This window comes from Pseudomonas sp. RA_5y_Pfl1_P24 (genome assembly GCF_963970945.1).
GTDB classification, from domain to species: Bacteria; Pseudomonadota; Gammaproteobacteria; order Pseudomonadales; family Pseudomonadaceae; genus Aquipseudomonas; species Aquipseudomonas tritici.
In genome coordinates, this window is the sequence record NZ_CAXAOJ010000001.1 from 1 (window position 1) to 13,377 (window position 13,377).

14 protein-coding genes and 2 pseudogenes are annotated in these 13,377 nt (G+C 57.2%); 8 read left to right on the plus strand and 8 right to left on the minus strand.

Annotated elements, in window-relative coordinates; genetic code table 11:
- From AACY30_RS00005 to AACY30_RS00015, 3 genes are all read left to right on the plus strand, one after another.
- Positions 1-1,413: RHS repeat-associated core domain-containing protein (locus AACY30_RS00005; RefSeq protein ID WP_339539311.1), on the plus strand; the 1,413-nt coding region annotated here is incomplete at its 5' end.
- Entirely contained in the window at positions 1,410-1,826 is a 417-nt protein-coding gene (locus AACY30_RS00010) for a hypothetical protein (protein ID WP_339467198.1), read from the plus strand. The genes AACY30_RS00005 and AACY30_RS00010, both read left to right, overlap by 4 nt.
- Before the next feature lie 171 nt (positions 1,827-1,997).
- Positions 1,998-2,330 carry a hypothetical protein gene (locus AACY30_RS00015; protein ID WP_339539312.1) on the plus strand — a complete coding sequence of 111 codons (333 nt, stop codon included), beginning with the start codon at positions 1,998-2,000 and terminating at the stop codon, positions 2,328-2,330.
- A 28-nt stretch (positions 2,331-2,358) separates the two neighbouring features.
- Here the strand turns inward: AACY30_RS00015 and AACY30_RS00020 are convergent, their stop codons facing one another.
- Positions 2,359-2,796: a DUF3995 domain-containing protein gene (locus AACY30_RS00020; protein ID WP_339420450.1), complete on the minus strand. Its 438-nt coding sequence runs from the start codon at positions 2,794-2,796 to the stop codon at positions 2,359-2,361.
- Between the two features lie 150 nt (positions 2,797-2,946).
- On the opposite strand from AACY30_RS00020, the pseudogene AACY30_RS00025 reads away from it, so the two are divergent.
- Both AACY30_RS00025 and AACY30_RS00030 read left to right on the plus strand, forming a co-directional pair.
- Positions 2,947-3,329 (plus strand): annotated as a pseudogene (locus AACY30_RS00025) (DUF2946 family protein).
- A gap of 69 nt (positions 3,330-3,398) precedes the next feature.
- A pseudogene (locus tag AACY30_RS00030) lies at positions 3,399-4,144 on the plus strand (TonB-dependent receptor); the annotation flags it as partial.
- A gap of 77 nt (positions 4,145-4,221) precedes the next feature.
- Here the strand turns inward: AACY30_RS00030 and AACY30_RS00035 are convergent.
- Entirely contained in the window at positions 4,222-5,238 is a 1,017-nt protein-coding gene (locus AACY30_RS00035) for an ABC transporter substrate-binding protein (protein ID WP_339467200.1), read from the minus strand.
- 134 nt (positions 5,239-5,372) lie between these two features.
- On the minus strand, positions 5,373-5,822 hold the full coding sequence (locus AACY30_RS00040; protein WP_050554011.1) for a hypothetical protein: 450 nt from the start codon (positions 5,820-5,822) through the stop codon (positions 5,373-5,375).
- Between the two features lie 417 nt (positions 5,823-6,239).
- Between AACY30_RS00040 and AACY30_RS00045 the strand changes: the two genes are divergently transcribed.
- The 3 genes from AACY30_RS00045 (at position 6,240) to AACY30_RS00055 (ending at position 7,163) form a co-directional block, all read left to right on the plus strand.
- Positions 6,240-6,479 carry a hypothetical protein gene (locus AACY30_RS00045; RefSeq protein WP_339420448.1) on the plus strand — a complete coding sequence of 80 codons (240 nt, stop codon included), beginning with the start codon at positions 6,240-6,242 and terminating at the stop codon, positions 6,477-6,479.
- A gap of 148 nt (positions 6,480-6,627) precedes the next feature.
- Positions 6,628-6,858 carry a hypothetical protein gene (locus AACY30_RS00050; RefSeq protein ID WP_159961506.1) on the plus strand — a complete coding sequence of 77 codons (231 nt, stop codon included), beginning with the start codon at positions 6,628-6,630 and terminating at the stop codon, positions 6,856-6,858.
- Between the two features lie 68 nt (positions 6,859-6,926).
- Positions 6,927-7,163 (plus strand): DUF2789 domain-containing protein, encoded by a 237-nt coding sequence (locus tag AACY30_RS00055; RefSeq protein ID WP_339539314.1) that lies wholly within the window; start codon positions 6,927-6,929, stop codon positions 7,161-7,163.
- Between the two features lie 103 nt (positions 7,164-7,266).
- Here the strand turns inward: AACY30_RS00055 and AACY30_RS00060 are convergent, their stop codons facing one another.
- The 5 genes from AACY30_RS00060 to AACY30_RS00080 all read right to left on the minus strand — a co-directional run bounded on the left by AACY30_RS00060 (position 7,267) and on the right by AACY30_RS00080 (position 13,372).
- A complete protein-coding gene (locus AACY30_RS00060) occupies positions 7,267-8,943 on the minus strand; it encodes a methyl-accepting chemotaxis protein (RefSeq protein ID WP_445261404.1) in 1,677 nt (558 codons plus the stop codon).
- A 95-nt stretch (positions 8,944-9,038) separates the two neighbouring features.
- Entirely contained in the window at positions 9,039-9,443 is a 405-nt protein-coding gene (locus AACY30_RS00065; protein ID WP_003191666.1) for a TraR/DksA family transcriptional regulator, read from the minus strand.
- A gap of 325 nt (positions 9,444-9,768) precedes the next feature.
- On the minus strand, positions 9,769-10,791 hold the full coding sequence (locus AACY30_RS00070; RefSeq protein ID WP_339539317.1) for an ABC transporter permease: 1,023 nt from the start codon (positions 10,789-10,791) through the stop codon (positions 9,769-9,771).
- A 26-nt stretch (positions 10,792-10,817) separates the two neighbouring features.
- Complete coding sequence (locus AACY30_RS00075; protein ID WP_339467206.1) at positions 10,818-12,371, minus strand: sugar ABC transporter ATP-binding protein; 1,554 nt, start codon at positions 12,369-12,371, stop codon at positions 10,818-10,820.
- 65 nt (positions 12,372-12,436) lie between these two features.
- Positions 12,437-13,372 (minus strand): sugar ABC transporter substrate-binding protein, encoded by a 936-nt coding sequence (locus AACY30_RS00080; protein WP_339420442.1) that lies wholly within the window; start codon positions 13,370-13,372, stop codon positions 12,437-12,439.
- Positions 13,373-13,377 lie beyond the last annotated feature (5 nt).

Consider the following 13,377-nt stretch of genomic DNA (forward strand, 5'->3'; position numbering starts at 1 on the left):
CACGATAAAGGCGGACACCTTTCCACAGTTGAACTGAATGGTGCGGTACTGACCTCACACCTATTCAGCGCCGGCCGCGAGCAGCAACGTGCCCAAGGAAAACTGCTCAGCAGTTACCAACACGACGACCAAGGGCGCCTGTTCAACCAAGGCATCGCCGATGCCGAAGGCACTGTTTACCGCCGCCACTACGACTACGACAAATCCGGCAACCTCACCCGCCTCCTCGACACCCGCAAAGGCGAACACCACTACCACTACGACCCGCTAAGCCGCCTCACCCGCGCCGACCACTCCCAAGGCGAGCACGAACACTTCGGCCACGACCCGGCCGGCAACCTGCTCATGCAAGACCGCCCCGGCCCGGACATCGTCGCCGGCAACCGCCTAATGATCCAAGGCGACCGCCACTACGACTACGACGCCTTCGGCAACCTGATCCGCGAGCGTCGCGGCAAAGGCCACCAGCTAGTCACCGAATACCGCTACGACTGCCAACACCGCCTCATCGGCCTCACCCAACCCAACGGGCAAACCGCCAGCTACCGCTACGACCCCTTCGGCCGCCGCATCAGCAAAACCGTAGACGGCATCACCACCGAGTTTTTCTGGCAAGGCGACAAACTCATCGCCGAACACCACGCGGACCGCCACCGCAGTTACCTCTACGAACCCGACAGCTTCCGTCCGTTGGCGCTGCTGGAAGGCTTCGGCCCAAAAGACACCAAGCCCTACCACTACCAACTCGACCAGCTCGGCACGCCACAGGAGCTCACCGCCCCGGATGGCGAAATTGTCTGGTCCGCGAATTACCGCGCCTACGGTGAAATCACCCGACTCGACATCAATAAAATCGACAACCCGCTGCGCTTCCAAGGCCAGTACTTTGACCAGGAAAGTGGGCTGCATTACAACCGCCATCGCTACTACAATCCGGATCTAGGTCGTTACCTGACACCCGATCCGGTGAAATTGGCGGGTGGGATCAATGCGTACAAGTACGTGCCCAATCCTACGGGGTGGATAGACCCACTAGGGTTGGCGTGCGTCCCTGGGAATTGCCCAGGACAAAGAGATAGAGCACTAGATAAAAGTCATGAAAAAAGGCCTCCAGAGGCCAGCGGCTCTTACCGGTCATCGACATACGAGCAAGCATCAAACAAAGCGTTGGAATGGTTACTTGAGAATGGCTTCCGAGCAGAGAAACCAACAATCGGAAAATTCCCTCCGCGTATAGGAGAGCCAGTAGGAATGCAGACAATTGATGGAAAAACCGGTTATCGCGTTGAACATGACGAAAGAAGTGGTGCCCACATAAATGTTTGGTCTGCCAAGAAAAAGGGACCGCACTACCTTTTTGATGCTAGTTCAAAAACCGTATTTCAAATTACTAAAAGGTTTGCAACAAAATGAACTATTTTGACGAAGAAGTCGTGGCCGACTTGAAAGCGTTCAACATAAAATTTGACATCCTCCTTGAGGAGGATCACGCATCATTAGTCAGTAAGATCAACGAAAATGTACCGTTCTCGGGGAGCAAAGTTGCTTGGAATAACTTAGAAACCAGCTTTAACTTTGGCTTCGCCTCATCAGATTTATCGATATCAAACCTAGCTAAAGAAATTCAAAAACTCACTAGCGATAATCCAATTTTCATTGGCGACTCTGCTTGTGACGAGGCTTATTCCATAAATCTAATTCACATAGAGAAGGCACTCAGAGTTTTTTCCGAAATCCCTCAACATACCTACATTGTGTCGAAATCATTGGCGTGGATTGCATGCATGTCATTTGAAGGAGACTTAGATCTCGCTAGACTGCCATAAACAAATAAACCAACTACGTGCGACCAGAATAAATCATTAGTAAAATCCTGTTCAACAAACGGCAATTACATTGCCGTATGGGACGGAACAGCCCCCAAAGTCCGGGACAAATCGGCAAAACGCAAGCAAATACAATGAAACCAACCACGTTAATAAAAAGGCACATAAAAAATGAAATTAATCTGCACACCGCTCACCTTGGAGGGCAGGTATTTATTAAATGTTGACGACTGCCCGGACTCTTTACTCGAATGCGTCGCTCTTACCCGCGAAGAGTACGAACAAATTCTTGAGTCAGGCGCACTAGAAGCGATAAACACCACGCTTGGAAAAATAATTGACGACTACGGAGACGAAGCCATCCACAACATTGAGGACCTCACCAAAACCTTATCGATCCTCAAGAAATATCTGACGCTCGAAAACTCACCTACGACAAGAAAATTAATCGATCTAAACATCCTTGCGATCAAAAACCGAACTGGTCTCTTTTTCTTCTTCTAGCTTATTAAAAAATCTGCATTAGTCCCTGTCACCCCCACGCCACCACCAACAACCCCACCCCCAACACCAAACACAACGGCGAATAAAAATACGTATCCAACCTCGCAAACCTCGACCCGCCGACTTTCTTGAAAAACCCCACCAATTCCGAATCCCCAATCGCCCTGGCAAACATTACCAAGGCAATCGCACTGATCCCCCACTGCAACGCCCCATGGGATACCGCCGAAAAGTACAACCCCGCCCGCAGGCACACCATCAGCGCAATCGCCACCAATCCCATGGCGACCAGAAACGTGGCGAGCGCCGAGGGCTTGAACGCAGGCTTGGGTCCGCTGGCGAATTCTCCGGGCAGTTGGGGGATGGCGGCTAAGAAGCCGAGTTTGCCGCCGGCAGCCCAGTACAGATGCACCATGCTGATGAATGTAAAAACGCCGACAATCCATCGTGCGACTACGAAGCTCATGACTGGCTCTCCCTGACAAGGTCCGAATCAGGATAGCCCCCCTGAGATTTTCTGCAGGCATTTCGTCGGCGGCTGACGGTAAAGTGCCGCCCCATGAAACTTACCCGTGCCGACCGTTCGATCATCGCCTGAACGTTCTATTGCTGCGTCCTGTTCAATGTGTTCGCCTGCAGTATCGGTCATGGGCAGATGGTCGGGATGCAGCTCAATGGCATCGGCGGCCAGTTCTGTACAGTGGACCCGCGCACCCAGGCGCCCAAGCCGTCCAACTCCACTGAGGAGAACCTGCCCACGCTGTCCAAGGCGTTTGGCTGTCCGCTGTGTTCCACTGGCGGTATGGGCCCGGCGGGGAGTTCCAACCTGAATGTGGCGGTGTTGCCACAGCACCATGCGCCACCGCCAGCTATCGTCCTGGCTGCTGACACCCTGCCCGCTGTTCAACGGGATCAACGTCGCCGACGGCCGCTACGAGCAGCGCACGATCTGGGCGCGCTCGATCATCGACTACCGCATCAACGACAACACCACCCTGAAAAACACCCTGTACGACTTGGACAGCCAACGCGATTACCGCAACCTGGAGACCTCTACGACATCCCGCGAACCCTCGGCACTTCAAACGCAACTGGGAACCGGTGACCGGCCGCGCAGGCCTGACCTATCAATTCATCCCATCGGCCAACGTGTACGTGCAATACAGCACCGCCGCCGAGCAGCCAAGCACCCCCACACAAGTGTTTGATGTCTCGACAGGTAAGCAGTGGGAAGTGGGCAGCAAGTTCGACTATCTGGACGGCCGTGGCTCGGCCACCATGGCCGCCCACAAGATCGAGCGCAACGACTTTGCCGTGACCGATCCGCAGGATCCCACCCGCAACATCCCGGTCGGCGCGCAGTCATCCAGGGGCATCGAGCTGGCCAGTTCCTTGCGCATCACGCCAAGCCTGCTGGCGGAGGGCAACTTCGCCTGGGTCGATGCCGAGTACGAGGAGTTCAACGAGAAAATTGCCAGTGGCGCGGTGGTCTCGCGCAAGGGCAACACACCGACCAACGTCCCCACGCGCTTAGGTAACCTGTGGCTGACTTATGATTTTGCCGAGGATTGGCAAGGGGCTGTGGATGCGCCGTATGTGGCTGAGGTGTATGCGGATAATACCAATACGCAAACGGTGCCGGCCTATACGCTGTTCGGGACTTTCCTGCGCTATAAGGTCGACACGCATACCTCAGTGACGGGCCGGGTGCGCAACTTAACGAATGAGATGTATGCCGAGTTTGCCCATGTGTCGCCGGCGTATTATCTGGGGCGCCGAGAACCTTCGAGCTGGCAGTACAAACCAGGTTCTAAACCTGCAATGCAATCGAATGTGGGAACGGGCTTGCTCGCTCCCACATTTTGATCTCCATTCGCCAGCGAGATCGAGGTTACTTCAGGCTCGCCTCAACCTTCTGCGCCACATCCTCCGTCAACCAAGCCTTCCACACTTGCGGATGCTCCTTGAGAAATGCCTGGGCCACCTCTCGTGGCGCTGTGTGATTTTCACTCATGGTCGCCAAGGCTTTATTCAGCGGCTCGATCGGAAACTCAACTTTCTCAAAGAACTGCGCAATCTGCGGATGGGCCTTCTGGAACGGCGCAGACACCCCGATACTCAACTTGGACGCCAACGAGCGCGTGGGCTTCGGATCAGGATTATCCGCATCCGTCAGGGTCTTCCAGGCCTCGGCATCGAAGGGCGGTTCCTCCAGTTGGATCAACTTGTAGCGCCCCATCAACGGCGTCGGCGACCAGTAGTAGAACAACACTGGCTTGCCCCGGCGGATTGACGAGGCAATCTCGGCATCCAGTGCCGCGCCTGAGCCGCTGCGGAAGTTCACGTAGCTGTCATCCAGACCGTAGGCCTTGAGCTTCTGTTTGTTGACCACTTCCGAGGTCCAGCCGATAGGGCTGTTGAGAAAGCGGCCCTTGCCTGGGGATTCCGGGTCCTTGAACACATCCTTGTAGCGCGCCAGGTCCTTTACGCTCTTGAGGTCCGGCGCCAGTGGCTTGATGCCTTTGGCGGGATCACCCTTGACCACGTATTCCGGCACCCACCAGCCTTCGGTTGCGCCTTTGACCGTGTCCCCGAGACCAACCACCTTGCCTTCGGCCTCCGCCTTGACCCACACAGGGCTGCGGCCGGCCCACTCTTCGCCGATCACCTGGATGTCGTTCTTGGCCAGGGCGGTTTCCAGGGTGATGGTAGTGCCGGGCAAGGTGTCGGTGGGTAAGTCGTAACCCTTCTCGACAATTACCCGCAGCACTTCGGTGATCAGGCTGCCGCTTTCCCAGTTCAGGTCGGCAAAATGTATCGGCGCCTCAGCGGCGCGCACCGGCAATGTGGCCATTGACAGCCCTAGGGTCGTCAGGGACGCAGCCAACAGCGTTCTCAATCCTTTCATGCCTCAGCACCTCGCGATATCGCAGCCAATAGCGGAAGGCTTTGCTGCGTATGCGCGAAGCCTCTGAACAAGTAAGTCAACTCAACTGTAGTAGAGGTTCCGGGAGATAACGGGTGTTCGCGTTTTTTTGCTGATTATTCACTGGCCTTGAACGTGACCAGCTCACCCTTGCGCCATTTGGCAGCCTTGCCGGTCACGGCCTTGAGGGTTTTGGTCAGGCCTTCCTGCAGTTGCTCATTGGCGGCAAACACTAGCATCACGCTGTGGCCTTCCTTGAACACGATGCCCTGGCCTTCGGCCGAGGACACGAAGGCGTAGTCGCCCAAGCCATAGACGGTCAGCTTGATGTCGCGGAACTTCAATTCGAACTTGCCACCCTCACGACTGGGCAATACCGCCGCACGGAAGTGATCGCCGACTTTGAGTTCCAGGCGAGGTTTGTCGTCCACCACCATCGCCGCCTCAGTGTCGATTTCGGCGATGTAGATACCTTCCGGCGTCTGCTCGGTGATGTAAACGAAACGGGATTGAAACTGTTTGACCAACTTTGCGCGCAAATCACCCAGCACGAACAACGCGTGCATATCCAGATTACTGACTGCCAAGGAAACGCCCCCACATCGAAAAGAGCGCTGTCCGCCAGAGCGGACAGCACAAAAAAACGGCCTTCACGGCACGACCACATCACTCAGTCTTTGAAAAAAACTGAAGAAGATCCCGCTGTCACGTCACAAGACTAGTACAGACGTACGTGATGGACCTTGTGCAAGGTCATCAGGCACCACAGGAGATCACAGGTTCAACGGCCCGAGAATACGGGCCGACCAACTTCAGAGAATAACCCAATTAAAAATGCAGTTTTCCGACACGCAAACTCAAATAAACACACTGCCATGGAACCGGGCGCTGGTCGCCTACGACAATACTAAAACAGCAACACCGATGAAAACCACCTACAACGCTGCAATCAAGTCGTCCGGATCGATCGAAAGGAGCAGGCCATGCAACGATCAACCTACAACGCGATGTCTTCGCCCCCCCGTTCATCCTCTCAGGACGAGGCTCAATACTACCGCTTGAACGGCTTTGAAGGGTACTCGGATTCAATTCTTTACCAAGTCGTACCTGCCGGCAGAAACTTCTTCCACATCCGCGAAGTGCTCAGCGGTCGAATCAAAGGCTTTCGCAGCGACCATGTCAAGGCCTGTGAGCTGGCCAAGAAACTTGAAGCCATGTTGTAAGCGCACCCACGGAGCAATCGTTTCGTCAGCCCGCTAACTTAACTGCGCCGCCGACCCGCAACAACTGCCATACTGGCCCGTCCACTGAAGTTTGTGCCCACCCGGGCCAGGTTTCTCCAGTGCAGTTATCTCCAAGGGAAGGCTCTACGTGACGGAATTTGATATCGGCGAATTTTTCATCCATGGCGACGTAAGGGAAGTAGACGGTGAGTTTCAAGCAGTGATCATCATGCGGGCCAAGCCACCGCTGACCACTGTCACCACCCACCAGGTCGAAAAAGACCGCTGGTTCAAAACCGTCGACGCCGCCGCCATCGCAGCAAAGGACGCCGCCAAAGCGTTAAAAACCGCCGTAGATTCTGGTGCCCTGAATTCCTGACAATCCGATAGAACTCTACTGCGTCACAACCCTCCCATGCATAACGACCACCCTGCATGGAGAACGATATGGACGCGCCAATCCCTACCCTTGAAACCCTGTTTGACCAATTGGGCCTGGATTCAACCCCAGACGCTATCGACGCCTTTATCGCCGCGCACCCTTTGCCTGACGACGTGAAGTTGGTCGATGCGCCTTTCTGGTCCGCACAACAAGCAAGTTTTCTCAAGGAAGAGCTGCGCGAAGACGCCGAATGGGCGATCGCGGTGGACGAACTGAACCAACGCCTGCATCAACCGCACTGACGGTAGATATCTACTCACGTTCAAAGGCTGAAGAGCGGGCTTGTCCCGCTCATTACAACGATGTGTCGATGCCTATGCCCATTCCGGAAAAACCCACGTCACGTTAACGCTTCACAGCCTCGGGTTTATAGCCCAGGCGCAGACCACCCCAATGCCGGCCCTTGACGACGATCGGCACCGATAGGTCGTGCATCAGCTCACCGGTATCGCGGGTGTAAGTCTGCAACAAAACCGCCTGTTGATGGCTGCCACAGCGGATCCCGGTGCGGTCTTCAAACTTGCGCTTGGTGCGGTTCTGCACTGCATCCACCTGCACATCGCCGGTCAATGCCTGGGAAAACGCCTTGTTGTGCGTCGGCACGTAGCCCTGGGGCGTGCAGGCAATGGCGAACACCAACCCTTCATGCCTCGGCAGCAGATCTTCCTGGATCGCCGGCAACACCTGGTCGGTATAACCGTCAAACCGGGTGTGGTACTTGCTTGGGCTGGTATTGGCAATCGGCGTGTAGCTGCGGTCGAATAGGTCATCCAGGCTGATGCGGTTCTGTAGCACGTCGGCCTCGAATTGCGCGGCAATTCGGCTGGCGCCTTCACGGGCCAAGTCGTAGATACGCTGGTGATAGTCATCCAGGCCGACTTGCGCCAAGCGTTCACTGATGGTTTCGGCTTGGCCTTCCATTTGCACGGCGGCGTCGGCCAGTTGGCGGGTTTGCTGATCGCTGACCGCCAGGTCGCTGCGCATTTGTTCCACGGCATGGAACAGGCTGTCGAGCTGGGTGCGGTTGGTGTCGGCGCCCTCGGCGATTTCATTCACCTGGCCTTCGACATCCGCCGCCAGGCTGGCGATGCTATGCAGTTGCTCACCGGCGCGCTCCACTTGCTCCACACCCGTGTGCAAGTCTGCCGAGAGCTGGCGAATCTGCTCCACCACCTGAGCCGTGCGTTGCTGGATATCGGCCACCATCACCCCAACCTCATCAGTGGCTGTAGCCGTACGACCTGCCAGCCCGCGCACCTCATCCGCCACGACTGCAAACCCCCGACCATGCTCACCGGCTCGCGCCGCCTCAATCGCTGCATTGAGCGCCAACAGGTTAGTCTGGCTGGCGATGGACTGGATCACCAAGGTCACCCGCTGGATTTCCTCACTGCGCTGGCTCAAGGCTTCGATCAGTTCACGACTGGCATTGGCGCGCTGGCTGAGCTGGTGCATGCGGGTGATCGACTGGGCCAGCACTTCGTGGCCTTCGGTGCTGCGTTGATGGGCCTGGCTGGCGGCCCCGAGGGCCTCGCGGCTGAGCTGGGAGGTGACCTTTTCGGTGCCAATCATCACCTCGGCACTGCTGACAATCTGCTTGGCTGCACTCAACTGAGACTGCAAGCGAGCCGCCAGTTGCTTGACCGAATAGGCCACGCCGGCAGCGGAGAGTGCGTTATGGCTGGTGGTATAGGACAGGTCGCGAGTCAACTCACCCATCGCATCGACAGCCTCGCAAGACGTAACAACGGGTGTGCGACGTGTCAGGCGAGGCAGCCAGATGACCAGCACGGCCAGTGGCAGGCAGACGTACAGCGGAAGGCTGGCAAATGCCAGTCCCAACAGTATCAGCACCAGGGCGATGCTCTGCGTAAGCTGCGTCAACCAGGCGGCCAACCCGCGCACTACCGATTGCGGCGCCACTGCTGCGCCCGTCAGAGATCCATCCCCAGCCATCTTCGTCACCCCACTGCTTATCGTTATTGTCGCTGCATTAAACGCCACTATCGGGCCATTATCCATGGGCCTTTAGTGGGGTAGCTTGCAACAGATCAATACACGGGGGTGTAACGAGTCTTTCCCTGGGGGACCGCTTAGCGCCCCCCAGCTTCACCGCATCAGGCTTGGCGCTGGTGCTTGTCGATCTGCTCGTGGCGCTCTTGCGCTTCGATGCAGTACTTGGTGGTAGGGCTGATCAGCAACCTCTTGAGGCCAATAGGCTCGCCGCTGTCATCGCACCAGCCAAAGGAATCTTCCTTGATGCGTTCCAGTGCACGCTCAAGCTGCGGCAGCATGCGCTGGTCGCGGTCGATGGCGTTCACCAGCCAGGTGCGCTCTTCTTCAACGGAAGCGGCGTCGGCAGGGTCGGCCGGGGTGTCCAGGCTTTCAATGGCGATACGGTTCTGTTCGATGCGTTCGTGGTGCTCCACTTTCATGTCTTGCAGCAACTTCTCGAAAAAAGCGTGCTGTTCGGCATTCATGTAGTCATCCGCCGGCATGGCCAGCAACTTTTCCTTTGTCATTGATTTCTCTATAAAAAATACGTGCATTAAGGCGAATAAGGGAGCGTTCCGGCCGACCTCTGCAGGTCTCGGAAGGGCGCTGTCCATTTCAAGCGCCACCCGGCACTCAATTTACGAGGGGCGGCAGTCTAAGGCCGACTTGAGGGCACAGCAACTGAAAAGACAGGCAATTTTTCCGAGATAACCCCCAAAAGCACCAGGACGGGCTCGGCGAATGGTTATCGGAGTGCGTTTATAGCAGGAAAGTTCGTGGAACAGCTATAAGCTGCAAGCTGCAAGCGACAAGCTGTAAAGCTAATCAAACTTGCAGCTTGCAGCTTGCAGCTCAACGCTTACGCTGCTTCTTATTGCGGTATTGGTCGATCACCACCGCCACCACAATGATCAGGCCCTTGATGATGTCCTGGATGTACGCATCCACCCCGACAAACGTAAACCCGCTGGCCATCACCCCCAGAATCAGTGCGCCGATCACGGTCCCCGTGATGCGCCCTACTCCGCCCGCCAGGCTGGTGCCGCCGATCACCGCGGCGGCAATCGCATCCAGCTCGTAGGACATGCCCATACCGGCCTGGCCGGTCGCAGCCCGTGCCGAGGCCACCACACCGGCCAGGCCCGCCAGGAGCCCGGCGATGCTGTAGACGATGATCAAGTGGCGCTTGACGTTGATCCCCGACGTACGCGCCGCCTGCATGTTGCCGCCGATGGCGTAGGTGTACTTGCCGTACTTGGTGTAGCGCAGGGCGATATGGAAGATCACAGCCACCACCAGGAAGATGATCACTGGCATCGCGCCATGGCCGATGGCCGTGTACGAGTCCGAGAGCATGCTCACCGGTTGGCCTTCGGTGTAGTAACGCGCCACGCCACGGGCAGAGACCATCATGCCGAGGGTGGCAATAAAGGGCGGGATACCGGTAACGGCAATGATACTGCCGTTGATCGCCCCTGCCAGCAGCCCGACGCCAAGCCCCATCGCCACCGGAATCCACACCGGCAAATCGGTCAGACTGGGAAATACCGCCCTTGAAAAATCAGAGGTTTGCGCCAAACTGGCAGCGATCATCGCCGACAATGCCAATACTGAGCCCGAGGACAGGTCGATACCGGTGGTGATGATCACCTGGGTCACACCGATGGCGAGCAGGCCGATGATCGACACTTGCAGGATCATCAGCACCAGGCGCTGGGAGTTCATCAGGAAGCTCTGGTCACGCACGATCCAGCCGAACACTTCAAACACCAGGCCGATGCCGATCAGCACCAGGAAGATGCTCAGCTCGGTGGGCACGCGTCGACGACTTTTGGTTGGCACCGTCGCGGGTTTGTTATCCGTTATTGCATTCATAGCCCATCACCTTTTTATTCTGTACGTCAGTGGACTACCGTCATCCCGGAGGCCAACTGCATGACTTTTTCCTGGGTCGCTTCGCTGCGGTCCAAGGTGCCCATCAAATCACCTTCGTGCATCACCATGACCCGGTCGCTCATGCCCAGGACTTCAGGCAGCTCGGAAGAAATCATGATCACCGCCATGCCTTCGCTGGCGAGGAAGGAGATCAACCGATAGATCTCCGCCTTGGCGCCCACATCAATGCCCCGCGTCGGTTCATCAAGGATCAGCAGGCGCGGGTTGGTCATCAGCCAGCGCGCCAGCAAGGCCTTCTGCTGGTTGCCGCCGGACAAGGTGTCGATGCATTGCTCAAGGGACGGGGTTTTCACCCGCAGCTTCTTGCACATGTCTTCGCACAGCGCACGCAGGGCCTTCTGCTGGATAAAACCGTTGCCCGAGTAGTGCGGCAGCACGGCCATTTCCATGTTTTCCAACACGGAAAGGCAGGGGAACAGGCCACTGAGCTTGCGGTCTTCGGTCAACAGAGCAAAGCCCTTCTCAATGGCCATGTGCGGATCGGTAATGCGCACCGCCTTGCCGTCCAGACTGATCTGGCCGCTGCTGCTAGGGGTGATGCCAAAAATGGTTTCGGCCACGTTCGTGCGGCCCGAGCCCATCAACCCGGCAATGCCGAGGATCTCGCCGGCGTGCAGGTCAAACGAAACGTCCTTGAATACGCCGTCCAGCGTCAAGTTGCGCACCGACAGCAACAGGTCACCGATGGGCGTCTCGCGCACCGGAAACAGCTGGCTCAGCTCACGGCCGACCATCATCGAAATCAGGCTGTCGCTGTTCATGCTGTCGGCGCGTTGCAGGCCTACGTACTGGCCGTCGCGGAACACCGCCACTTCATCGGCGATGGCGAATACTTCATTCATTTTATGGGTGATGTAGACGATGCCTTTGCCCTGGGACTTGAGGTCGGCAATGATCGAAAACAAGTGGGCCACTTCCTTGTCGGTAATGGCCGATGTCGGTTCATCCATGATCAGGATGTCGGAGTCGTAGGACACGGCCTTGGCAATCTCGACCATCTGTCGCTCGGCGATGCTCAGGTTGCCCACCTGTTCCTCGGGGTCGAGGTTGATGCGCAAGCGCGCCAGCAACTCGGCGGTGCAACGGTGCATTTCGCGGTGGTTGACCATGTGCAGGCTGTTGAGCTGCTCGCGGCCGATCCAGATATTCTCGGCGATGCTCATGTGCGGCATCAGGTTGAGTTCCTGGTGGATCATCGCGATCCCGGCCTTCTGAGCCGCCAGGGGTGTTTCAAACACGATCGGTTTGCCGCGCAGGCGAATTTCTCCGGCGTCGGGCTGGTAGATGCCAGCGATGATTTTCATCAACGTCGACTTGCCTGCTCCGTTCTCGCCCATCAGCGCCAGTACGGTACCGGGGCGCACGCGCAGCTGTACATCGGCCAGGGCCACGACACCGGGAAAGCCTTTGCTGATATTCACGATTTCCAGCAGGTAGGGTTCTTCCAACAGCTGGGGTTGGATACCGGGAGGCTGCGAGACAACGGCTTGAGCGAGCATAGAAAGGTACTCCATCGGCAAGGCGGGCACGACCGCCCTGCCGGCTTATTGTTGTTATGTCAGGGCTACTTGAACTGGGCGACGTTGTCCGGCGTGATCAGTTGGAACGGGATGATCACGTTCTGCTCGACCGGCTCCTTCTTGACCATCTTGCGCGCCGCTTCCACCGAGCCCACCGCCTGCCCCTTGGCGTCCTGGAACGCCGATGCCGCCATATCACCCTTGGTGATCGCGTTCAAACCGTCCGGCGTACCGTCGACACCCGCGATCAACACGCTGCCCGGCTTGATACCCGCCGACTTCAGGGCCATGGACGCGCCAATCGCCATCTCATCGTTGTTGGCCAGCACCGCGTTGAATTCGCGGCCTTGGGTCAGCCAGTCGTTGACCAGGGTCATGCCCTTGTCGCGCAGCCAGATGCCGGTCTGTTCCTGCTCGATCTTGATGTCCGGGTACTTGGCCAGGACTTCCTTCACGCCCTTGGTGCGGTTGGTGGTGGCGTTGTTCGCCAGGTCACCCAGCAAGATCACAATCTTGCCTTTGCCGCCGAGCTTTTCAGCGATGTATTGCATTTGCAGGCGGCCGGCCTCGGTGTCATCGGAGACCACCACGGCGACACCCTTGGGCAAATCTTTCTGATCAGGACGGCGGTTGACGAACACCAGCGGAATGCCCGCCTTGGTGGCGGCATTGATGATGTTCTTGGTCGAAGCGGTATCCACCGGGTTGACGATGATGGCATCGACTTTCTGGCTGATAAAGTTCTCGATCTGGCTCAACTGCTTGACCACGTCGGCACGCGCGTCTTCGAACTGTAATTGCACGCCGTCACCCTCGGGGTAGGACTTGGCTTGCTTGTCCATGTCCTCGCGCAGGTAGGTCAGGAAGGTGTCATCGAAGGCGGACATGCTCACGCCCACCTTGATATCGGCGGCACTGGCAAAACCACTCGCCAGCATCATGGACAAGGCCAGCGCGGTAAAACGGATCGGGGTCTTCATGAACG